At 54.2% G+C, this 23,043-nt stretch carries 19 protein-coding genes and 4 tRNA genes; 19 read left to right on the forward strand and 4 right to left on the reverse strand.

The window, feature by feature from the left end; all coding sequences use genetic code 11:
- Nucleotides 1-178 precede the first annotated feature (178 nt).
- From rho to AC6I8L_RS00900, 17 genes are all read left to right on the forward strand, one after another.
- Nucleotides 179-1,438: a transcription termination factor Rho gene (gene rho / locus AC6I8L_RS00820; protein ID WP_034827837.1), complete on the forward strand. Its 1,260-nt coding sequence runs from the start codon at nt 179-181 to the stop codon at nt 1,436-1,438.
- Nucleotides 1,439-1,716: 278 nt separating this feature from the next.
- A complete protein-coding gene (wecA, locus tag AC6I8L_RS00825) occupies nt 1,717-2,793 on the forward strand; it encodes a UDP-N-acetylglucosamine--undecaprenyl-phosphate N-acetylglucosaminephosphotransferase (protein WP_034827962.1) in 1,077 nt (358 codons plus the stop codon).
- A gap of 36 nt (nt 2,794-2,829) precedes the next feature.
- Nucleotides 2,830-3,879, forward strand: coding sequence for an ECA polysaccharide chain length modulation protein (gene wzzE / locus AC6I8L_RS00830; protein ID WP_058960379.1), 1,050 nt, complete (start codon nt 2,830-2,832; stop codon nt 3,877-3,879).
- 10 nt (nt 3,880-3,889) lie between these two features.
- The gene (wecB, locus tag AC6I8L_RS00835) at nt 3,890-5,014 is read left to right on the forward strand and encodes a non-hydrolyzing UDP-N-acetylglucosamine 2-epimerase (protein WP_034827841.1); all 1,125 of its coding nucleotides are present in this window, start codon (nt 3,890-3,892) and stop codon (nt 5,012-5,014) included.
- A gap of 2 nt (nt 5,015-5,016) precedes the next feature.
- Nucleotides 5,017-6,276 (forward strand): UDP-N-acetyl-D-mannosamine dehydrogenase, encoded by a 1,260-nt coding sequence (gene wecC / locus AC6I8L_RS00840; protein WP_058960378.1) that lies wholly within the window; start codon nt 5,017-5,019, stop codon nt 6,274-6,276.
- Nucleotides 6,273-7,349, forward strand: coding sequence for a dTDP-glucose 4,6-dehydratase (rffG, locus tag AC6I8L_RS00845; RefSeq protein WP_058960377.1), 1,077 nt, complete (start codon nt 6,273-6,275; stop codon nt 7,347-7,349). Before wecC ends, rffG begins: the two co-directional genes overlap by 4 nt.
- Before the next feature lie 23 nt (nt 7,350-7,372).
- Nucleotides 7,373-8,254 carry a glucose-1-phosphate thymidylyltransferase RfbA gene (rfbA, locus tag AC6I8L_RS00850; protein ID WP_058960376.1) on the forward strand — a complete coding sequence of 294 codons (882 nt, stop codon included), beginning with the start codon at nt 7,373-7,375 and terminating at the stop codon, nt 8,252-8,254.
- The gene (rffC, locus tag AC6I8L_RS00855; RefSeq protein WP_034827844.1) at nt 8,232-8,930 is read left to right on the forward strand and encodes a dTDP-4-amino-4,6-dideoxy-D-galactose acyltransferase; all 699 of its coding nucleotides are present in this window, start codon (nt 8,232-8,234) and stop codon (nt 8,928-8,930) included. The genes rfbA and rffC overlap by 23 nt, the downstream gene beginning before the upstream one ends.
- Nucleotides 8,927-10,057 carry a dTDP-4-amino-4,6-dideoxygalactose transaminase gene (gene rffA / locus AC6I8L_RS00860; protein WP_058960375.1) on the forward strand — a complete coding sequence of 377 codons (1,131 nt, stop codon included), beginning with the start codon at nt 8,927-8,929 and terminating at the stop codon, nt 10,055-10,057. Before rffC ends, rffA begins: the two co-directional genes overlap by 4 nt.
- Nucleotides 10,057-11,310 (forward strand): lipid III flippase WzxE, encoded by a 1,254-nt coding sequence (gene wzxE, locus AC6I8L_RS00865; protein WP_058960374.1) that lies wholly within the window; start codon nt 10,057-10,059, stop codon nt 11,308-11,310. Before rffA ends, wzxE begins: the two co-directional genes overlap by 1 nt.
- Nucleotides 11,307-12,377 carry a TDP-N-acetylfucosamine:lipid II N-acetylfucosaminyltransferase gene (gene wecF / locus AC6I8L_RS00870; RefSeq protein WP_058960373.1) on the forward strand — a complete coding sequence of 357 codons (1,071 nt, stop codon included), beginning with the start codon at nt 11,307-11,309 and terminating at the stop codon, nt 12,375-12,377. The genes wzxE and wecF overlap by 4 nt, the downstream gene beginning before the upstream one ends.
- Nucleotides 12,374-13,717 (forward strand): ECA oligosaccharide polymerase, encoded by a 1,344-nt coding sequence (wzyE, locus tag AC6I8L_RS00875; protein WP_058960372.1) that lies wholly within the window; start codon nt 12,374-12,376, stop codon nt 13,715-13,717. The genes wecF and wzyE overlap by 4 nt, the downstream gene beginning before the upstream one ends.
- Nucleotides 13,718-13,735: 18 nt before the next feature.
- The gene (gene wecG / locus AC6I8L_RS00880) at nt 13,736-14,470 is read left to right on the forward strand and encodes a lipopolysaccharide N-acetylmannosaminouronosyltransferase (RefSeq protein ID WP_058960371.1); all 735 of its coding nucleotides are present in this window, start codon (nt 13,736-13,738) and stop codon (nt 14,468-14,470) included.
- Between the two features lie 158 nt (nt 14,471-14,628).
- A tRNA-Arg gene (locus AC6I8L_RS00885) sits at nt 14,629-14,705 on the forward strand.
- A 91-nt stretch (nt 14,706-14,796) separates the two neighbouring features.
- Nucleotides 14,797-14,872, forward strand: a tRNA-His gene (locus AC6I8L_RS00890).
- A 15-nt stretch (nt 14,873-14,887) separates the two neighbouring features.
- Nucleotides 14,888-14,974: transfer RNA gene (locus AC6I8L_RS00895), tRNA-Leu, on the forward strand.
- A 45-nt stretch (nt 14,975-15,019) separates the two neighbouring features.
- A tRNA-Pro gene (locus AC6I8L_RS00900) sits at nt 15,020-15,096 on the forward strand.
- A 690-nt stretch (nt 15,097-15,786) separates the two neighbouring features.
- On the opposite strand, the gene hemY is transcribed toward AC6I8L_RS00900, so the two are convergent.
- Genes hemY through hemC form a run of 4 tightly spaced genes read right to left on the reverse strand, consistent with a single transcriptional unit; the run spans nt 15,787 to nt 19,818 of the window.
- Nucleotides 15,787-16,983 carry a protoheme IX biogenesis protein HemY gene (hemY, locus tag AC6I8L_RS00905; protein ID WP_058960370.1) on the reverse strand — a complete coding sequence of 399 codons (1,197 nt, stop codon included), beginning with the start codon at nt 16,981-16,983 and terminating at the stop codon, nt 15,787-15,789.
- A gap of 2 nt (nt 16,984-16,985) precedes the next feature.
- Complete coding sequence (hemX, locus tag AC6I8L_RS00910; protein ID WP_034827857.1) at nt 16,986-18,116, reverse strand: uroporphyrinogen-III C-methyltransferase; 1,131 nt, start codon at nt 18,114-18,116, stop codon at nt 16,986-16,988.
- A 23-nt stretch (nt 18,117-18,139) separates the two neighbouring features.
- Nucleotides 18,140-18,880: a uroporphyrinogen-III synthase gene (hemD, locus tag AC6I8L_RS00915; protein WP_058960369.1), complete on the reverse strand. Its 741-nt coding sequence runs from the start codon at nt 18,878-18,880 to the stop codon at nt 18,140-18,142.
- Nucleotides 18,877-19,818 (reverse strand): hydroxymethylbilane synthase, encoded by a 942-nt coding sequence (gene hemC / locus AC6I8L_RS00920; protein ID WP_058960399.1) that lies wholly within the window; start codon nt 19,816-19,818, stop codon nt 18,877-18,879. The genes hemD and hemC overlap by 4 nt, the downstream gene beginning before the upstream one ends.
- 312 nt (nt 19,819-20,130) lie before the next feature.
- Between hemC and AC6I8L_RS00925 the strand changes: the two genes are divergently transcribed.
- On the forward strand, nt 20,131-22,692 hold the full coding sequence (locus AC6I8L_RS00925; protein ID WP_058960368.1) for a class I adenylate cyclase: 2,562 nt from the start codon (nt 20,131-20,133) through the stop codon (nt 22,690-22,692).
- A 135-nt stretch (nt 22,693-22,827) separates the two neighbouring features.
- The gene (gene lptM, locus AC6I8L_RS00930) at nt 22,828-23,031 is read left to right on the forward strand and encodes an LPS translocon maturation chaperone LptM (RefSeq protein WP_058960367.1); all 204 of its coding nucleotides are present in this window, start codon (nt 22,828-22,830) and stop codon (nt 23,029-23,031) included.
- Nucleotides 23,032-23,043: the final 12 nt, after the last annotated feature.

The raw sequence follows: 23,043 nt of genomic DNA on the forward strand, positions 1-23,043 counted from the left end.
GCAATCTGATGACTAGCACATTCGGCATCACCTTTCGACCATCTCTTCGTTTCCTATCGCCACATCAGACGATAATCGTCGAGCAGAGTTGAAAAAGAGCCATTAACGGCATGGAATTTTTGCCATACCACCCACGACAATCATTTCGAGAATTACCCCGAGTTTAAGAACCCTCACTATGAATCTTACCGAATTAAAGAACACGCCGGTTTCTGAGCTGATTACCCTCGGCGAAAATATGGGTCTGGAAAACCAGGCACGTATGCGTAAACAGGATATTATTTTCTCTATCCTTAAACAGCATGCGAAAAGTGGCGAAGACATCTTTGGTGATGGTGTGCTGGAGATATTGCAGGACGGATTTGGTTTCCTCCGCTCTGGAGACAGCTCCTACCTCGCCGGTCCCGATGATATCTACGTTTCTCCCAGCCAAATCCGCCGCTTCAACCTCCGCACTGGTGACACCATTTCTGGTAAAATTCGCCCGCCAAAAGAGGGTGAACGTTACTTTGCGCTGTTGAAAGTTAACGAAGTTAACTACGACAAGCCGGAAAACGCGCGTAATAAGATTCTGTTCGAAAACCTCACGCCACTGCACGCAAACAATCGTCTGCGTATGGAGCGCGGTAATGGCTCAACCGAAGATTTGACCGCTCGCGTACTGGATCTGGCATCGCCGATCGGTCGCGGTCAGCGTGGTCTGATCGTGGCGCCACCGAAAGCCGGTAAAACCATGCTGCTGCAGAACATCGCACAGAGCATTGCGTACAACTATCCGGATTGCGTGCTGATGGTGCTGCTGATTGACGAGCGTCCGGAAGAAGTGACCGAGATGCAGCGTCTGGTGAAAGGCGAAGTCATCGCATCCACCTTCGACGAACCGGCTTCACGCCACGTTCAGGTCGCTGAGATGGTGATCGAGAAGGCTAAGCGCCTGGTCGAGCACAAGAAAGACGTTATTATCCTGCTTGACTCCATCACCCGTCTGGCGCGTGCTTACAACACCGTGGTACCGGCTTCCGGTAAAGTATTGACCGGTGGTGTGGACGCCAACGCCCTGCATCGTCCGAAGCGTTTCTTCGGTGCAGCACGTAACGTGGAAGAGGGCGGCAGCCTGACCATCATCGCGACTGCGCTGGTTGATACCGGTTCGAAGATGGACGAAGTGATTTACGAAGAATTTAAAGGTACAGGTAACATGGAACTGCACCTGTCGCGTAAAATTGCTGAAAAACGTGTCTTCCCAGCGATTGATTACAACCGCTCCGGTACCCGTAAAGAAGAACTCCTCACCACGCAGGAAGAGCTGCAGAAAATGTGGATCCTGCGCAAAATCATCCATCCAATGGGTGAAATTGATGCGATGGAGTTCCTCATCAATAAGCTGGCGATGACCAAAACCAACGACGAATTCTTCGATATGATGAAGCGTTCGTAAGTTGGCGAAATTGAATCGCTAAGCGAAGCGATTCTTTCGCACAATTTGCCAGGATTTATTGATAACGCCACGTCTTAACGTGGCGTTTTTTTTTTATGGGCATTAGGATTAGCCCAGTCAGGAAGAAATATAATGATTGTGCCAGAAATGTGCTGATTTTTTCAGCAATAAGATTTTTCCCAGGCAGAATTCGGACAAGGGATATACGGCAATGGCAAGAATTTTGCTTATTGTTGTCGATGATTTTAGCTGAGAGCGTTAACGTGAATTTACTCACTATGAGTACTGAGCTTGGTTTTGTTTTTCTGTTTACTTTAGTGTTCCTATTTTTTGCCCGTAAAGCCGCTAAAAAAATTGGGCTGGTAGACACACCTAATTCAAGAAAACGACACCATGGCGCCATTCCGTTAGTAGGTGGGATCTCCGTTTATGCGGGGATTTGCTTTGCTTTCGCTATTTCAGATTATTATTTACCCCATGCGGCACTCTATTTAAGTTGCGCAGGGGTGCTGGTGCTGGTGGGTGCACTGGACGATCGGTTCGATATCAGCGTTAAAATCCGCGCATTAGTACAAGCGGCGGTGGCCATCGTGATGATGGTCGGCTCAAAACTGTATCTGCTGAGCCTTGGATTTATCATTGGTCCGGTGGAATTGGTTGTTGGGCCATTTGGCTACGTACTTACACTGTTCGCCGTTTGGGCGGCCATTAACGCCTTTAACATGGTGGATGGCATTGATGGCTTACTGGGTGGGCTGGCCAGTGTGACCTTTGCCGCCATGGGCATCATCCTCTTTTTCGACGGGCAAACCAGTCTTGCGATGTGGTGTTTCGCCATGATCGCCGCCACCATCCCCTATATTTTGCTCAATCTGGGTCTGATTGGTCGCCGCTACAAAGTGTTTATGGGCGACGCCGGCAGCACCATGATTGGCTTCACCATTATCTGGATCCTGCTGGAAACCACCCAGGGTTTGAGCCATCCGATTACGCCGGTCACGGCACTTTGGCTGATTGCCATTCCGCTAATGGACATGGTGGCGATTATGTATCGCCGTCTGCGTAAGGGGATGAGTCCGTTTTCAGCTGACCGCCAGCACATTCACCATTTGATCATGCGAGCGGGTTTCACTTCGCGTCAGGCCTTTGTGCTGATTACCGTAGCTGCAGCGCTGTTGGCCGGTATTGGTGTGTTGGGCGAATACCTTGCCTTCATCCCCGAGTGGGTGATGCTGGTGCTGTTCCTGATGGCCTTTTTCCTTTACGGCTATTGCCTGAAACACGCCTGGCGTGTGGCGCGCAAAATTCGTCGTATTAAACGCCGCTGGCAAAGCAGTGGCGAAGATAAAAAATAAATTACCCCGATCAGTACCCCGATAAGGACTTTTGTTATGACCTCTGTCGTTGTGGAGAACGAACTGGATGTGCGCGGCCTTGGCTGCACGCTGTGGCGCGGTAAGCGCTGGGTTATCGGCTTTGCGCTGCTGTTTGCCTTATTGGCTTGGCTCGCCTCGATGCTGATGAAGCAAGCCTGGAGCACCACCGCCGTTACCGATCGTCCAACGGTTAACATGCTGGGTGACTTCTTCGTGCAGCAGCAATTCCTCAATAACCTCGATGTGCGTAACAACACGCTCAATCTCAACACACCCGCCCCAACAGTGATGGATGAGGTCTATCAGGAGTTCACTATGCAGTTGGCCTCCTGGGACACGCGCCGTGATTTTTGGCAGCAGACCGATTATTTCAAAAGCCGCAAAAGTGGCAACGCGCATAACGATGCCGCACTGCTGGATGATTTGATTACCAATATCCAGTTCACACCAGCGGATGCGGCGCATAACACGCTGGATAACATTAAGCTGATTGCCGAAACCGCTGGCGACGCGAATAACCTGCTGCGCCAATATATCGCCTATGCCAGCGAACGCGCGGCGCGCCATTTGAATGCAGAATTGAAGGGGGCATGGCAGGCGCGCAGCGCGCAGCTGCAGGCGCAGGTTACCCGTCAGCAGGAAGTGGCACAGGCGGTATTTGATCGCCAGCGTCAACGTATTGAACAGGCCTTAAAGGTTGCTAGTCAGCAGGGCATCAAAGAAAACCGTGCTCCGGCCATTGGCGAAGCGCTGCCTGACAGCGATCGCTTCCTGCTCGGACAGCAAATGTTGCAGGCTCAGCTCGATACATTGCAGGCCAGCGGGCCCGCTTACGATTTGAGCTATGATCAAAACAGAGCGATGCTGGGCACGTTGCAGGCAGGTGCGCAGTTGGATAAGCCATTCCAGACCTACCGCTATCTGCGTACGCCTGAAGAGCCGGTGTCGCGCGACAGTCCGCGCCGAGTGTTTATGATGATCATGTGGGGCGTCATTGGCGCGCTGGTGGGTGCAGGTGTGGCGCTGGTGCGCCGTCCTCGTCCAACGTCACCAACGAGCCATTAAGAGAAGCCACGTGAAAGTTCTGACCGTATTTGGCACGCGTCCTGAGGCGATCAAAATGGCCCCGCTGGTGCAAGCACTGGCGCAGGATCCGGCGTTTGAATCGCGCTTATGCGTGACCGCGCAGCATCGTGAAATGCTCGATCAGGTGCTGCGGCTGTTCAAGCTGCAGCCCGATTACGATCTCAATATCATGCGCCCGGAACAGGGGCTGACGGAGATCACCAGCCGCATTTTGCAGGGGATGAAAACGGTGCTCGCCGATTTTCAGCCCGATGTGGTGCTGGTGCACGGTGATACCACCACCACTTTTGCTGCTAGCTTAGCCGCTTTTTATCATCAGATTCCGGTGGGGCACGTCGAAGCAGGATTGCGCACCGGCAACCTGATGTCGCCCTGGCCGGAAGAGGCTAACCGCACCTTAACCGGTCATCTGGCGAGCTACCATTTCACCCCAACCGAGAGTTCGCGGCAGAATCTGCTGCGTGAAAATTTGCCGGATGACTGTATCGTAGTTACCGGCAATACGGTGATTGATGCGTTGCTATGGGTGCGCGATCGGGTGCTGGATGATGGCGATCTGAATGCACGTCTTGCAGCACGTTATCCGTTCCTTGATGCGGACAAAAAACTGATTCTGGTCACCGGCCATCGTCGTGAAAGCTTTGGCGGCGGTTTTGAACGCATTTGCAGCGCGCTGGCGCAGATTGCACGTCAGCATCCGCAGGCGCAAATCGTCTATCCGGTGCACCTCAATCCCAACGTCAGCGAGCCGGTAAATCGTATCCTGAGTGGTATCGACAATATCATTTTGATTGAGCCACAGGAGTATTTGCCGTTTGTCTGGCTGATGAACCGTTCCTGGCTGATCCTCACCGATTCCGGTGGTATTCAGGAAGAAGCGCCATCGTTGGGCAAACCTGTTCTGGTCATGCGTGATACGACTGAGCGTCCGGAAGCGGTGGATGCGGGCACAGTAAAACTGGTCGGTACCGATATCAACCGGATTGTCGAAGAAGTTAGCCTGCTGCTGCAGGACGAGGAAGCCTGGCAGAGGATGAGTCGCGCGCACAATCCGTATGGCGATGGACAAGCCTGCTCGCGCATCCTGCAGGCACTGAAACAACACAGAGTATAATTATGCGTTTTGAAACCATTTCCGTTATCGGACTGGGCTACATTGGGCTGCCAACGGCGGCCGTTTTTGCCTCAAAGGGAAAAAAAGTGATCGGCGTGGATATCAATGTCCGCGCGGTCGAGACCATTAATCGCGGCGACATTCACATTGTTGAGCCGGAGCTGAGTGACGTGGTACGCAACGCCGTTCAGGCAGGATATCTGCGCGCCACTACGGAAGCCGAAGCTGCGGACGCCTTCCTGATTGCCGTGCCCACGCCGTTTATCGGCGATCATCAGCCGGATCTGAGCTACGTACAGGCAGCCGCGTTGTCGATTGCACCGGTGCTGAAAACGGGCGACTTGGTGATCCTCGAATCGACATCACCGGTTGGCGCGACCGAACAGATGGCCGCCTGGCTGGCAGAGGCACGTCCTGACCTGCGTTTCCCGCAGCACGGTGATAACTGTGACGTGTTTATCGCTTACTGCCCGGAGCGCGTGCTGCCCGGCAAAGTGATGGTAGAGCTGCTGGAAAATGACCGTGTGATTGGCGGCATGACGCCTGCGTGCTCAGCACGGGCCAGCGAACTGTATCGCATCTTCCTGCGCGGCGAATGTGTGGAAACCAACGCGCGTACTGCCGAGATGTGTAAGCTTACGGAGAACAGCTTCCGTGATGTGAATATTGCCTTCGCTAATGAGCTGTCGCTGATCTGCGCGGAACAGAATATCAACGTGTGGGAATTGATTGCGCTGGCGAACCGCCATCCACGCGTCAACATTCTGCAGCCCGGACCGGGCGTCGGTGGGCACTGTATCGCTGTCGATCCCTGGTTTATCGTGGCGCAAAATCCGGATCTGGCGCGTCTGATTCGCACCGCGCGGGAAGTGAATGATGCGAAACCGACGTGGGTGTTAGATCAGGTCAAACAGCAGTTGGCTGATTGCCTGACTGCCAGCGGCAAACGTGCTTCTGAGGTGACGATTGCCTGCTTCGGCCTGGCGTTTAAACCGAACATTGATGATTTGCGCGAGAGCCCGGCAATGACAGTGGCGCACCTGATTGCCGAGTGGCACAGCGGCAGCACGCTGGTGGTTGAACCGCATGTGGCAGAAATCCCTGCGCAACTGGCCCATGAAGCGGCTCTGGTTTCCACCCAGGATGCATTGCAGCAAGCAGATATCATCGTGATGCTGGTTGATCACGCGCAGTTCCGCGCTATCGATGCCAGCGAGATCACGCAGCAGTGGATTATCGATACCAAAGGTGTCTGGCGATGAAACAGTTCCTGGTGACAGGTGGCGCAGGCTTTATTGGGTCCGCACTGGTGCGATTTCTGATTGAGCAAACCGACCATCAGGTGGTGGTGGTGGATAAACTCAGCTACGCAGGCAATTTAGCCTCTCTGGCTTCAATACAGAATGATGCGCGCTATGCCTTTGAGCAGGTGGATATTTGCGACCGAGCCGAACTGGACCGTGTCATTGCCCAATATCAACCGGATTGCATTATGCATCTGGCCGCAGAAAGCCATGTGGATCGCTCGATTGATGGCCCGATTGCCTTCATCGAAACCAATATCGTGGGCACCTATCAGTTACTGGAAGCCGCACGCCATTACTGGAATGAGATGGCGGATGAGCGTAAAAAAGGCTTTATCTTCCACCACATTTCCACTGATGAAGTGTTTGGCGATTTGCATGGCAGCGATGATTTCTTTACTGAAACCACGCCGTATGCGCCCAGCAGTCCTTATTCAGCGACGAAAGCCAGCAGCGATCATTTGGTTCGCGCCTGGTTACGCACTTACGGCTTGCCGATCATCGTCACCAACTGTTCGAACAATTATGGCCCTTATCACTTTCCTGAAAAATTGATTCCACTGACTATCATCAATGCGTTGGCGGGTAAGCCTTTGCCGGTGTATGGCAACGGCAGCCAGATTCGCGACTGGCTGTATGTAGAGGATCATGCGCGAGCACTCTACAGTGTGGTGAGCAGCGGCAAAGTGGGTGAAACCTATAATATTGGTGGTCACAACGAACGCCGTAATATTGAGGTGGTGGAAACCCTGTGCGATCTGCTGGACGAACTGGCACCGCAGCAGCGCGCCACGCATCTGGCGCGCTATCGAGATCTGATTACTTTTGTCACCGATCGGCCCGGTCACGATCTGCGTTACGCCATTGATGCCAGCAAAATTGCGCGTGAATTAGGCTGGATGCCGCAGGAAACCTTCGAAAGTGGCATTCGCAAAACCGTGCAGTGGTATTTGGCAAACCCACAATGGTGGCAGGCGATTCTCAACGGTAGCTATCGTGGCGAGCGGTTGGGTTTAACCACGCCGCGCTGAGGCGCAATACAGGAGCAGCAACGATGAAAGGTATCATCCTGGCGGGCGGTTCGGGCACGCGTTTGCACCCTATTACTCGCGCTATCTCAAAGCAGCTACTGCCAGTTTACGACAAACCGATGATCTACTATCCGCTGTCGGTGCTGATGCTGGCGGGGATCCGCGAGGTCCTGATTATCACCACGCCGGAAGATCGCGCGCACTTCGAGCGTTTGCTCGGTGATGGCAGCGAGTTCGGCCTGCAGCTAGAGTATGCTGAGCAACCCAGCCCTGATGGTCTGGCGCAGGCGTTTATCATTGGTGAGTCCTTCATTGGCAATGACAGCTGCTGTTTGGTGCTGGGCGACAACCTCTATTTTGGCCAGGGCTTCAGTCCGAAACTGAAAAAAGTGGCTGCGCGCAGTAGCGGTGCGACGGTGTTTGCCTATCAGGTGATGGATCCCGAGCGGTTTGGTGTGGTGGAGTTTGATGACGACTTCAATGCGCTTTCCATCGAGGAGAAGCCGCAGCAACCCAAATCACGTTGGGCGGTAACCGGCCTCTACTTCTACGACAATCGCGTGGTGGAGTTTGCCAAACTGGTGCAGCCTTCTGCACGGGGCGAGCTGGAAATCACCGCGATTAACCAGATGTATCTTGAGCAGGGTGAACTCTCTGTCGAGTTGCTGGGACGCGGTTTTGCCTGGCTGGATACCGGTACACACGACAGTCTGATTGAAGCGAGTATGTTTGTGCAGACCGTGGAGAAACGTCAGGGCTTTAAAATTGCCTGTCTGGAAGAGATTGCGTGGCGCAACGGTTGGCTAAGTGACGAACAGTTGCTGGCGGCGGCGCAAGCGTTGACCAAAACCGGCTACGGCCAATACCTGATGGATGTTCTCCATGCCCGTCCGCGTCAGTATTAACCCCCTCGAGTGGGAAAGCGATTTCTTTGGCGTGAACAGTGCGCGTATCGACCTGGATGGCGACTTCACCCTTGCCGACGCGCTGCAACAGCCAGATACGTTGTGGCAGGCCAAAGTGCCCGCCGAGCGCACCGACGCCATTGATGCCTTAAGCCAGCACGGTTTTCAGCTGGTGGAAGGTGAGGCCGATCTGGCCATCAATATCAAACGCACCGAGCGCCAGGTTGGCGTGCGCATCGCGCGTGAAGCACAGATTCCGGCATTGCGTGAGGCGGCATCGCATGCCTTTCGCCAAAGCCGTTTTCGTGCGCCCTGGTTTAACGCCGATGACAGCGGTCGTTTCTATGCGCAGTGGATTGAAAACGCGGTACGCGGCACCTTTGATCACCAATGCCTGGTGGCCAGCGACGAATCCGGCCAATTACAAGGCTATGTCTCGATGCGTGAAGTGAACGGTGATGCGCGTATCGGCCTGCTCGCCGTGTTACCCGCAGCGCAAGGGCAGGGCATTGGTCAACGCTTGCTGTTGGCGGCAGCGGATTGGGGCCGCGTGCGACAACTTGAACGACTGCGCGTCGCGACCCAGCTTAGCAATCTTACGGCGATGCGCCTCTATTTACGCAGCGGTGCACGCCTTGAAAGCACCGCCTACTGGTTTTACAGGACAGCTACATGATCCCATTTAATGCGCCGCCAGTCGTCGGCAGTGAACTTGAATATATGCAGTCGGCGATGGCCAGCGGCAAACTCTGCGGTGACGGTGGATTTACCCGTCGCTGTCAGCAGTGGATGGAGCAGCATTTTGGCAGCAAAAAGGTGCTGCTGACGCCATCCTGCACCGCATCACTGGAAATGGCCGCGCTGTTAATCGATATCCAGCCCGGCGATGAAGTGATCATGCCGAGCTATACCTTTGTCTCCACCGCCAATGCCTTTGTACTGCGCGGTGCCGTGATCGTGTTCGTCGATGTTCGCCCCGATACGCTAAATATCGATGAAACCCTGATTGAAGCGGCGATCACCGAGAGAACCCGTGCGATCGTGCCGGTGCACTACGCGGGCGTGGCCTGCGAGATGGATAGCATCATGGCGCTGGCGGCGAAGCATCAATTGTTTGTGATTGAAGATGCGGCGCAAGGGGTGATGTCGCAGTACAAGGGGCGTGCGCTGGGCACGATTGGTCATATTGGCTGCTTCAGCTTCCATGAAACCAAAAACTACACTGCCGGTGGCGAAGGTGGTGCGACGCTGATTAATGACGCGAAGCTGGTGGAGCGCGCTGAGATCATCCGTGAAAAAGGCACCAACCGTAGCCAGTTCTTCCGTGGTCAGGTGGATAAATACACCTGGCGCGATATCGGTTCGAGCTATTTGATGGCGGATCTGCAGGCTGCCTACCTGTGGGCGCAACTCGAAGCGGCTGAGCGTATTAACCAGCAGCGTTTGCGCCTGTGGCAGCGCTATTATGATGCCCTGCAACCGCTGGCGGCGGCGGGACGCATCGAGCTACCGATGGTGCCGGAAAACTGCCTTCACAACGCGCACATGTTTTACATCAAACTGCGCGACAGCGACGACCGTCAGGCACTAATTAACTGGATGAAAGAGGCGGAAATCCTCACGGTGTTCCACTACATCCCCTTGCACTCTTCGCCAGCCGGTGAACGTTTTGGTCGCTTCCACGGTGATGACCGCTTCACCACCAAAGAGAGTGAGCGCCTGCTGCGCCTGCCGCTGTTTTATAACCTGTCGGATAACAATCAGCGCACCGTTATCAGCTCGCTGTTGAGTTTCTTTGCCTGATGTCGTTAGCCAAAGCCTCAGTCTGGACGGCCTCATCGACGTTGGTAAAAATCATTGCCGGTCTGCTGGTGGTGAAACTGCTGGCGGTCAGCTTTGGGCCAGAAGGGGTTGGCCAGGCCGGTAACTTTCGCCAACTGATTACCGTATTGGGTGTATTGGCCGGCGCAGGCATTTTCAACGGTGTGACCACCTACATCGCGCAATTTCAGCAGCAACCTGAGCAACTGCGTGCCGTGACGGGTACGGCATCCACCATGGTGATCGGCTTCTCCACGCTGGTGGCGCTGGTGTTCTTGCTGGCAGCGGGGCCGATCAGTCATGCGCTATTTGGTCACGACGACTATGCCAACGTGGTGCGCATCGTGGCTTTTCTGCAGTTTGGCATTGCCTGGGCCAATCTGACGCTGGCCTTGCTCAAGGGGTTTCGCGATGCGCGCGGCAATGCGCAGGCGCTGATTATCGGTAGTCTGGTGGGCGTGCTGGGTTATGTGTTGTGCTGGTGGCTGGGTGGATATGCCGGATCGTTAGTCGGCTTAGCGCTAGTACCTGCACTGTTGGTGTTCCCGGCACTGCTGATGCTGCGCCGTCATCGTCAGGTACTGCCACTGCGCTGGTTAACACCGAGATGGCAGCCGGATTTGGCGCGAAATCTGGCAAAATTCACCCTGATGGCGCTTATCACCTCCGTGACCCTGCCAGTGGCGTGGGTGATGATGCGTAATCTGCTGGCCGAACAGCAGGGGTGGGCGCAGGTAGGCCTGTGGCAGGGTGTGACCAGTATTTCCGATGCCTATCTGCAATTTATCACGGCGACTTTTAGTGTCTGGTTACTGCCGACGCTGGCGCGACTGGAAAGTAAGCCGCAGATTGCGCGTGAAATTGGGCGTGCGCTGCGTTTTGTGTTACCTGCAGTGGCGGCTGCGAGTTTCTGCGTGTGGTTACTGCGTGACATTGCCATCTGGCTGCTGTTTTCACCGCAGTTTACCGCGATGCGGGACCTGTTTATCTGGCAGTTATGCGGTGACGTCTTTAAAGTTGGCGCCTATGTTTTCGGATATCTGGTGATCGCTAAAGCTTCACTGCGCTTTTATATTTTGACGGAAATCAGCCAGTTCGTGCTGCTGACCGCGTTCTCACATTGGCTGATTCCATTACATGGAACCGCCGGAGCCGCACAAGCCTATATGGCGACTTACGTGCTCTACTTCGCCCTTTGCTGTGGCGCCTTTATGATTTATTGCCGAAAAAAATGACTTTATTTCACGTGCTGGGATCGGATATCCCACATCATAACCATACGGTGTTGCGCTTCTTTAATGAGGTGATGAGCACCGAATTGCCGGGTGCTGGACCGCGCCAGTTTATGGTGGTGACTTCAACGCCTGAAGCGCTGCAAGCTTATACCGCGCTGCAGATTGAAACCTATCCCAGCAAGCGCGCGCTGGCGCAGACGGTGATAACCCGTGCGGCTGACCGCACGCAACGCTTCTTCTTTCATGGACAGTTTAATCCGCAAATCTGGCTGGCTTTGCTCAGCGGTAAATTACGGCGTGAGCAGGCGTTCTGGCACATCTGGGGCGCTGATTTGTATGAAGAAGGGCGTGGCCTGAAGTATCAGTTGTTTTATCTGCTGCGCCGTATGGCACAGCGTCGCATTGCTCACGTGTTCGCAACGCGTGGGGATTTGCACGCTTTTCAACAACGCCATCCGCGTGTGCCCACTTCACTGCTCTATTTCCCAACACGCATGCCCGATGCCGCAGTGCCGGGCGGTAGCACGAGCGGTGATTTCACCGTGCTGTTGGGTAACTCAGGCGATCGCAGCAACAACCATATTGAAGGCCTGCAGGCGATTCGAGCGCAGTTTGGCGATAGGGTGAAAATACTGATCCCGCTGGGCTACCCGGAAAATAATCATGAGTACATCGAAGAGATCAATACGGCCGCGCAGCGCCTGTTCCCCCAAGGTCAGGTAACCTTATTGCGCGACAAGATAGATTTTGACACCTATCTGCAATTGCTCAGCGACTGTCAGCTCGGCTATTTTATGTTCGAGCGCCAGCAAGGCATTGGCACCTTATGTCTGCTGATTCAGGCCAATATTCCCTTTGTGCTGAACCGAAAAAATCCGTTCTGGCGCGACCTCAGCGAACAAGGGTTGCCGGTTCTTTTTAGTGAAGATGCACTGGATGCGTCGAGTGTGGCTGAAGCTCAGCGTCAGCTGGCACAGTGTGATAAATCCGCGATTGCCTTTTTCGCCCCTGGTTATCTGGCTGGCTGGCGCAACGCGTTGAGCCTGAGTGAAAGGGAGAGAACATGAGCCTGATGCAGTTTAGTGGTCTGCTGGTGGTTTATCTGTTCTCGCTAGGTTTCATTTTGACGCTGACCTGGCGGGAATTTAAACGGGTGCGTTTTAACTTCCACCTGTTCTTCACCATCCTTTTTTTACTGACCTTTTATTTCGGGTTCCCCCTCACCAGTGTGCTGGTATTCCGCTTTAATGTTGAAGTGGTGCCGCCGGAGTACCTGTTACAGGCGTTGCTGGCCGCGACCAGTTTTTATGCGATTTATTACGTCAGTTATAAAGTCCGGTTGAGGCCGATCAACGCTGCACCGCGCAAACCCTGGTTGCAGATGAACCGAGTCGAAACCCATCTTACCTGCCTGTTACTGGCGCTGGTGGCGATTGGCACGGTGACCGTGTTCTTTATGCACAACGGGTTACTGTTGTTCCGACTCTCTGCGTATAACCAGATTTTCTCCAGCGAAGTGTCCGGCGTAGCGCTCAAACGCTTCTTCTACTTCTTTATTCCGGCGATGCTGATTCGTTATTTCCTCAACCCGACGCAGCGCCAGTGGCTGGGGTTTTTGCTGGTGTCGGTGGCATTTGGTTTACTGACCTATGCGCTGGTGGGCGGGACGCGCGCCAATATCATCATCGCCTTCGCCCTGTTCCTGTTCATCGGCATTACGCGCGGCTGGATCACCTTGTGGATGCTGGTGGGCGCAGGCGTGATGGCGATTGCGGGTATGTTCTGGCTGGCACTGCGGCGCTATAACCTCGATGTGGTGGGCGATGAAGCGTTTTACACCTTCCTGTATTTAACGCGTGATACCTTCTCCCCCTGGGAAAATCTCGCGCTGTTGTTGCAGAACTACGACAAAATTGACTTCCAGGGCTTAGCACCGATCTGGCGTGACTTTTATGTCTTCATCCCGAGCTGGCTCTGGCCTGGCCGTCCATCGATTGTGTTAAACAGCGCCAACTACTTTACCTGGGAAGTGCTGAACAACCATTCAGGGCTGGCGATTTCGCCGACGCTGCTGGGTTCGTTGCTGGTAATGGGCGGCGTGTGGTTTATTCCGCTGGGTGCGATTGCCGTCGGCTGGCTGATGAAAGGGTTCGATAACCTCTATCTGCAAGGCCGTGATGCTTCAAACCGCTATAGCGGGGCGATTCTGCAGAGCTTCTGCTTCGGCGCGGTCTTCAATATGATCGTGCTGGCGCGTGAAGGGCTGGATGCTTTCGGTTCGCGCGTGGTGTTCTTTTGCATTATTTTTGCTGCCTGCATGGCGGTGGCTAAATTGCTGTACTGGCTGTTAGCGCGCGCGGGTTTAATTCGCTCACGTAGCGAGCCGGTGGTTCACAGCCTGTCTTAACCTTTGGGAACATTATTCATGAAAACCGATAAGCCGCGCTATAACCTGCGCGGTGTCGATCTTCACGCCTTTAACGACATGGACAGCTTCCTGCACTTCTTGCTGCCGGATGGCAAACCGCGCTGTGGTACGCTGGTGGCGATGAATGCAGAAAAGATGCTGACGCTGGAAGAAGATGCGCAACTGCGTGCACTGATTGCTGAAGCGGAATTTAAATATCCGGATGGCATTAGCATTGTGCGCTCCTTACGCAAAAAATATCCTCAGTTGCAGGTTAGTCGCATCGCTGGCGCCGATCTGTGGGAAGCCCTGATGGAGCGCGCAGGCCGCAGCGGCATTCCGGTGTTTCTGATTGGTGGTCGTCAGGCGGTGCTGGATGAAACCTGTGACAAACTGCGTCGTCAGTGGAATGTGAACATCGTCGGCAGTCAGGATGGCTATTTTGCCCCGGCAGAGCGTGAGGCGTTGTTTGCGCGCATTGCGGCCAGCGGTGCACAGATTGTCACGGTGGCGCAGGGCTCGCCGCGTCAGGAGTTGCTGATGCGTGATTGCCGCGCGCACTGGCCGCATGCGCTCTATATGGGCGTAGGCGGTACCTACGATGTTTTCACCGGCCACGTTGCGCGTGCACCGCGAATCTGGCAGAAATTAGGTCTGGAATGGCTCTATCGTTTGATTCGGCAGCCTTCGCGTTGGCGCCGCCAGTTAAAACTGCTGAAATATTTGCGCTATCATTGGCGTGGCGATCTCTGATATCGCCGATTTATTCAGCAATATCATCAGTGCAGGCAGCAAAACTGCATTAATAATCGACGGAATGCACAAAGCGTAATCAAACGCGTTTTTTTTATAAAAAAGCGCTGGACAGTATGAGGTCAAGCCCGTAGTATGCCCATCCGCAACGGCGCTACGCGCCCGTAGCTCAGCTGGATAGAGCGCTGCCCTCCGGAGGCAGAGGTCTCAGGTTCGAATCCTGTCGGGCGCGCCATTTAGTTTGTGCGCAAGAGCTTCGGTGGTTGGTTTTAACCGCGTTATGCAGTGAAAATAGTAAGCAGAGATGCTTACGCACCAGAATTATGGTGGCTATAGCTCAGTTGGTAGAGCCCTGGATTGTGATTCCAGTTGTCGTGGGTTCGAGTCCCATTAGCCACCCCAAATTTTGCTGGGCACGCGATGGTGGCGGAATTGGTAGACGCGCTAGCTTCAGGTGTTAGTGTTCTTACGGACGTGAGGGTTCAAGTCCCTCCCTTCGCACCAGGCAAAATTACGCGGTAGCGTGAAGAAATAAGATACAGAAAAAATCGGCGAGTAGCGCAGCTTGGTAGCGCAACTGGTTTGGGACCAGTGGGTCGGAGGTTCGAATCCTCTCTCGCCGACCATATTCGAAAAGCCTGCTTGAAAAAGCAGGCTTTTTTCGTTTTATCTTTCCCTAAACTGATCTTATCCTCTTCAGCAACTCAGCAACTCAGCAACTCAGCAACTCAGCAACTCAGCAACTCAGCAACTCAGCAACTCAGCATCCCGGCTTCTCAACACCATGCGGCTTCTTAAATCACGCCACCGACTGTTGTCGTCATAATGAGACTCATAACCCATTGATTTTAAATGGACTGACAGTTCCTTGCATTGGTTGTCGTTGAGAGGAGACAGTTATTGAGGGGAGTGTTGCGAAATAACGACGCATTTTTCAGCCTGAAGTGAGGCTGTATGGTTATCTTGCTGATTTAAAATAACTTATCTCTGAATCTGCAATTCTGGCACGACTTATGCAATAATAATCCTGTAGATGCTCATTCCACCTCTTATGTTTGCTGATGCTACATAAACCTGGGAATGATGCAGAGCCCCTTACGGTATCCGTTGTCCAGCCTGGCAGTTATTGCGCACGCTTTACTGCAGTAAGAAGGACATTACGTTGAGTCGGATACCATCAGTTGTCTGAACGACCTGATCTTACACCTGCTTATGGCAGGTGTTTTTTTATCTGCGATTTACCCTCACGCCGCTACTCTTCAGGCAAAAAAAAAGCCGGGACAAGCCCGGCGTGCACAAAAGTAACAATCGTTAAATCAAGCGTTTGGATTCGTCTTCAAGGTGAGAAGCAGACCTTCACGGCGCATTTGAGCAGCGTCCTCGGGGCGATGCAGGCGATCATAGACATCGGCCAACCAGGCATAATCAAAAGCATCAGGGCGTTGTGCCAGTGCCTGCTGGAAAGCTTCAGCGGCCTGTTGCCACTCACCGTGGCGCATCAGCATCTGGCCCAAGGTGCTGTGCAGCAGCGGCGTTGCGCCATGTTGTTTGATTTGCTGGCGCAGCGCTTTCTCCAGCGATTGCGGATCGCCACTTTTAATGCGTGGCATTAACAGCACCAGGCGATCGTCATACTGGCGCTTCAATCCTTCCAGCACGATGCTTTGTGCAGTATCAGGGTCATCACACTCAATCAGATGTTCCGCCATCGCCACCTGCAGCGCCGTTTCCTGACGCGTTTTACGGCTCTGGTTTTGCCACCACTTCTTCAGGCCTTCGCTGCCTTGATCGGCCATGGCCTGATTCATCATGCCCAGCCAGGCCTGCTGTTGTAGCGCCTCACGATGGGCTTCGTCGTTGACCTGAGATTTCTGCATAGAGGGCAGAATATCCAGCAATGCGCCCCATGCGCCGGTGCGAATATAAGCTTGTTCAGCCAGACGCAGCACTTCAGGATGACGCGGCGCGACTTCCAGCAAACGGTCAATGCCGTGGCGTGCTGCATGATCTTCATTACGTGCCAGCTGCAGGCGCACGCGAGTGATCTCAACCGGAATGGTGTCATTCTCAGACAGCTCAGACGCACGTTCCAGATGTTGATTGGCACGCACTTCGTCACCACGCTGCTGTGCCGCTTCGGCTGCTAACAGATAGTTAGCCACCGGCTGATCGGCGTGATCGGCATTCTTCGACAGCAGTTTTTCAACCTGCTTGTAATCACCTTCCGCCAGCTTCATCAGAGCGCTCTGCGTGTGACGCTGTGCGCTGCGGCGTTTACGTCCAGTGAACCAACCACGCGTGCGTGCACCGGTGCGGAATACGCGGCGTAAAATCCATTCAATGAACAGAATCACCAGCAGACTGAGAATCAGGATGATTGCCAGTCCCGTAACGCTGGTTTCCACGTTCCAGTTATCAGTCTGAATCAGCACGTAGCCCTGGTGGCCGGCAATCATCGGCCCCAATACCACGCCTGCGATCAGCAGCAGGAAAAGCACCAATACTTTCAGCATGCTTAGCCTCCCTGTTGATCAGCCGGAACCGATGGCTGTGCCAGCAGGTTGCGCACGCGCGTCTGCATCAATTTTTCCAGCAGCGCCTGACTTTCCAGCGTATCCGGCACATCCATTGAGATGTTTTGCTGACTCAGTTCATCCAGCTGTGCGAGGAAAGCTTTGGTGGCAGCGTCATTGGTGTCGTACCAGGCGCGCACCCAGGTCGAGACCGCATCAATCGACTGTTTGTAGATTTCATCCTGATGACGTGGCACAGCCTGGGCGGCAATCAGCAGACGTGAACGAATGTTTTCACGCAGGTAAACGTCCTGATTCGGTGCCAGCAGCGGCTGTGCGGTATTATCACGGCGGCGGATGGTAATGAAATCATCCATAAAGTTATGCCAGCTCTTCACCAGGTTTTGACGCCATTCGTGCAGCGAGCTGGAAAGCTCTCCGCCATCGGCATCCATCGGTGAATCATCACTGTCATTGTCAGCCAGACGCAGATTATCGACGCCGTTCGACAGCTGATTGAGTTTGAGGATGATGCCATCGTAATCGACCTGGCTCACCGTTGAGAGAGAACTGATGTCTTGCGTCAGCGCACGGCGCACATTCATTACGCTCGGGTCATTCATATCGGCCAGGCTGGTATCGGCACTTTTCAACAGCGCGGCGGCGGTAGTGACATCCTGATCGCTCCACAGCTTGCGGCCGGCCAGTTTCACGAGGTAATCCGCCTGTGCCAGCAGCCAGGTGCGGGTGTCATTGCCGGAAATCGTCGCGACTTTATCGCGCAGGGTTTCCAGCTCTTTGGCACTGTTGTCCTGCTGCGTCCGCGCTTCCTGCAACGCTGTGTTCGCGGTGTCCAGTTGTTGCGTCAGCTGCTGTTTGTCGCTGCCCAGTTGCTGCTGCAGGGCGCTCAGCTGTTCACTCAGGTTCTGGTTTGTCTGAGCCTGTAAATCGGCCTGATGTTTCCCATTGAGGTAAAGTCCCGCGCCAATCGCCAGCGCAATCACAATCGCCACCGCACTCAGTACTTTGCCATCGCTTTTTTTATCGCGAGGCTTTTTACCGTCTGGCGTGGGGGAAGTGTCCGCAGGGGTGGTTTCTTCAACCATGGCGGAGGAGGCTTTTTGTTCCGTCATTATGGCTCATCCCATTGTTAAGTTCAGCGTAACGCGCGCAGCAGCGCATCGTTATCAGCACCATCGGCTACCTCAATATCCTGCCAGCCTAATTCGGCGGCCTGAGTAGCCAAACGTTCACTGACGACCACCAGTCGACAGTGCAATAACCATTCCCGACGATCGATTGGCGGAAACAGTGCAAACAGTTGTTGTAACATCTCACCGCTGGTGACCACCAGCGTGGTAATTCCGCGATCGCGCCAGCGACGACCCTCAATCGCGCCCTCATAATACTTTTCACACCGTTGATAGCACTCGCAGTATTCCACCTCGGCGCCGCGTTCCAGCAGGGTTTCAGCCAGTAACTCACGGCCTGGGCTGCCGCGCAAAATCAGCGCACGCTTGCCTTTTACCTGCTGCAGACGGTTGAGGCGCACTAACTCTTCGCTGGTCTCCCGCGCATGAGGATAGTCTACTTTCAGATGACTGACGGTATGCAGTGCCAGCGCGGTGCTGCGCCCTATCGCATAGTAGTCGAGTGTTTCGGGCCAGGTGAGGGCACTCTGCTGTAGCGCTGGATGGGCAAACAGCACCACCTGCTGTGACAGCAGAAACACCAGATCGCCCGGCCGTAAAGCCGCCAGTTTTTGCGGCAATTGTTGCAGATCGCGACCCGGCGTGAATTCAATCAGCGGTAGAGTCCACGCCAGTTTTCCCTGGGTTCGCAGACGCGAAACCAGTTCACTGGCAGCGGGTTCCGGGCGGGTCACGAGAACGGTCATGCAGGCGTTTGCCCCTGATAAACGTCGCGCAGAATGTCGCGGGCGCCGCCATCCAGCAGCTCTTCTGCAAGGGAAATCCCCATTTGCACCGCGTTTTCGCGCGGACCACGGCGTTCACCTACCACCATTTGCTGGCCATCCGGTGAGCCGACTAAGCCACGTAACCATAACTGATTATCTTCCAGCACGGCAAAGCTGCCGATCGGTACCTGACAACCGCCCTCGAGGCGTGTGTTCATCGCGCGTTCAGCGCGCACACAAACATCGGTGTCGGCGTGATTCAGCGCCTGCAATAAGGTAATCAGTTCGTGATCATCAAGGCGACATTCGATGCCGACGGCGCCCTGACCCACGGCGGGCAGCGAGATTTCAGCGGGCATCGCCTGACGAATGCGGTCGTCGAGGTTCAAGCGCTTCAGGCCTGCCGCGGCCAGAATAATGGCGTCATATTCTCCGGCATCAAGCTTACCTAAACGGGTGCCCACGTTCCCGCGTAACGAACGGATGATCAGATCGGGACGACGCGCGCTGAGCTGACACTGACGACGCAGACTGGACGTCCCCACAATCGCGCCCTGTGGCAGTTCATCAATACTGTTATACAGGTTGGAAACGAAGGCATCACGCGGGTCTTCACGCTCGCAAATGGTGACGAGGCCCAGGCCTTCCGGGAAATCTACCGGCACATCCTTCATGGAGTGCACCGCAAGATCGGCTCGGTTTTCCAGCATTGCCAGTTCAAGTTCTTTGACAAACAGGCCTTTTCCACCGACTTTAGCCAGCGGCGTATCGAGAATGATGTCGCCTTTGGTGACCATTGGCACCAGCTCAACCTGCACACCCGGATGTGCTGCCATCAGGCGCTGTTGGACATATTGTGCCTGCCATAAAGCAAGGGGGCTTTGTCTGGTAGCAATTCTGAAAATTTTGTTTAACATGCTGTTAACCATTTTGATCGTTCATCGATTATCCTATCATTGATAGGGGAATGCTGTCAGTTTCAACGGATTGAAAAGGCCTCGATGTCAGTTGTTACGCATTATTGCGTCATTTTCTGACGTCTAAGTCCGAAAAAGCAGGGCTACATGGGGAACGTGCTAAACTGTCATGTAGCGCAACTTTCTTTACGGTCAATCCTCCAGGTGTTAGATTGATCACGTTTCCAGCAATAATTTGCCCAACATCTTTATTATTAAGCGGCAGGTTTTGGAAACAGGGTGCTTAACACTGGGACAATCAGGCGAAACGTCTTGTACCTCTACATTGAGACACTGAAACAGAGACTGGATGCAATTAACCAGCTGCGCGTTGATCGCGCACTGGCTGCTATGGGACCTGCCTTCCAGCAAGTCTACAGTCTGCTGCCAACATTACTGCACTATCATCACCCGCTGATGCCGGGCTACCTTGACGGTAGCGTTCCCCACGGCGTCAGCTTCTTCACGCCTGATGAAAACCAACAGCATCTGTTGCAACAGTTGGCAGGCGATCAGTCTCTGGATCTCAGCACTGCCGTCAAAGGCGAGCGTCCGATTACCGGCATCTATTCGATGGGCAGTACCTCGTCCGTCGGTCAGAACAGCGTGTCCGATCTCGACATCTGGGTGTGTCACCAATCCTGGTTAGATAATGAAGAACGCCTCAATCTGCAGCGCAAGTGTACGCTGTTACAGAAATGGTGTGTGTCGATGGGTGTGGAAGTCAGTTTCTTCCTGATCGACGAGAACCGCTTCCGTCACAATGAGAGCGGCAGCCTCGGTGGCGAAGACTGCGGTTCGACCCAACATATTTTGCTGCTGGATGAGTTTTACCGTACCGCTGTGCGCATGGCGGGCAAACGCATCCTATGGAACATGGTGCCTGGCGAAGAAGAGCAGCATTACGACGATTACGTGATGTCACTCTATTCACAAGGCGTGTTGACGCCGAATGAATGGCTGGATCTCGGCGGCCTCGGCACGCTGTCAGCCGAAGAGTACTTCGGCGCCAGCTTGTGGCAGCTGTATAAAAGCATCGATTCACCCTACAAAGCGGTGCTGAAAACCCTGCTGTTAGAAGCGTACAGCTGGGAATACCCGAACACGCAACTGCTGGCGATGGATATCAAACAGCGCCTGCACGATGGCGAAATCGTCTGCTTCGGCCTCGACCCCTATTGCATGATGCTGGAGCGCGTGACGCGCTATCTGACCAGCGTCGATGACATGGCGCGCCTCGATCTGGTGCGTCGATGTTTCTATTTGAAAGTGTGCGAGAAGCTCTCGAGCGACGATCACCATCATCACCGCTCAGGCTGGCGTCGCGAGATTCTTTCGCAGCTGGTGAAAGAGTGGGGCTGGGATGAAGAGAAACTTGCAGTGCTGGATAACCGCGCCCAGTGGAAAATCGAACGTGTGCGTGAAGCACACAACGAGCTGCTGGATGCGATGATGCAGAGCTATCGCAACCTGATCCGTTTTGCCCGTCGTAACAATTTAAGCGTCAGTGCCAGCCCGCAGGACATCGGCGTGCTGACGCGTAAACTGTATGCCGCGTTTGAAGCGCTGCCGGGTAAAGTGACGCTGGTGAACCCACAGATTTCGCCAGATCTGTCGGAAGATAATCTGACCTTCATTCATGTGCCGGAAGGCCGCGCTAATCGTGCGGGTTGGTATCTTTACAACCAGTCGCCGGACATGAGTTCGATCATCAGCCATCAGCCGCTGGAATTTAACCGCTACCTGAACAAGTTAGTGGCGTGGGCGTGGTTCAACGGTTTACTGACCAGCAAAACGCGTCTGCACATGAAGGGCAACGAATTCTGCGATCTGCCACGTTTGCAGGAATTGGTGAACGATGTGTCGAGCCACTTCCCGCTGCGTGTGCCTGCACCGACGCCAAAAGCGTTATACAGTCCGTGCGAAATCCGTCATCTGGCGATTATCGTTAACCTCGAACACGATCCGACCTCCGCCTTCCGCAATCAGGTGGTGCACTTTGATTTCCGCAAGCTGGATGTGTTCAGCTTCGGTCAGCAGCAACAGTGCCTGATTGGCAGCATTGATCTGCTGTACCGCAACTCATGGAATGAAGTGCGTACGCTGCACTTCAGCGGTGAGCAGGCGATGATCGAAGCGCTGAAAACCATTCTCGGCAAAATGCATCAGGATGCCGCACCGCCGGATACGGTGGAAGTGTTCTGCTACAGCCAGCACCTGCGCGGTTTGATTCGTACCCGCGTACAGCAGCTGGTGTCTGAGTGTATTGAGCTGCGCCTGTCGAGTACCCGTCAGGAGCCTGGCCGCTTTAAAGCGCTGCGCATGGCGGGCCAGACGTGGGGCTTGTTCTTCGAGCGCATGAGCGTCTCGGTGCAGAAACTGGAAAATGCGGTGGAGTTCTACGGCGCGATTTCCAACAACAAGCTGCACGGTTTGTCGATCAAAGTGGAATCGAATCAGACGCCATTGCCGCCGGTGGTGAATGGCTATGCCAGCGAAGGTATCATTCAGTTCTTCTTCGAAGACACCAATGACGATCGCGGCTTCAACATTTATATCCTCGACGAAACCAATCGCGTTGAGGTTTATCACCATTGCGAAGGCAGCAAAGAAGAGCTGGTACGTGACGTGAGCCGTTTTTACTCCTCGTCGCATGACCGTTTCACCTACGGCTCCAGCTTTATTAACTTCAACCTGCCGCAGTTCTACCAGATTGTGCACGCGGGCGATCGCTTCCAGGTGATTCCTTTCCGCAGCCAGACGCTGACGCAGCTCTGCGCGACGCAACCCGATAACGACAACGGCGATTTCCAGCCGCGATACCAAATGCACTGATCCCGCCCGCGTTCGCGCGGTGGGATTGGCTTTTCCTCTGACATGCGCCCGGATTTGCGGGTATTTCCTGTTGCTTTTACAACGTCAACTGCGATGATAAGCAGCCAAGGCTTAAGGACAGGAAGAGCAGACAGAATGAGACACATGATAAGTCAGCTGGGTATCGCGCTGGCACTGGTCAGCCTCGCAGGCTGTGGCCTGAAAGGACCGCTGTATTTCCCGCCCAAAGATCAGCCGACTAAACAAAATCAGCAGGTCACCGAGCAGCAGCAAAAAGCGGCGCAGAATGCTGACGTTAACGGTTTGGTCACCAGCAAATCGGGTTCACAGGCGAACTAATCTCTATGAGTA

The sequence above is a fragment of the Type-E symbiont of Plautia stali genome (assembly GCF_059731115.1).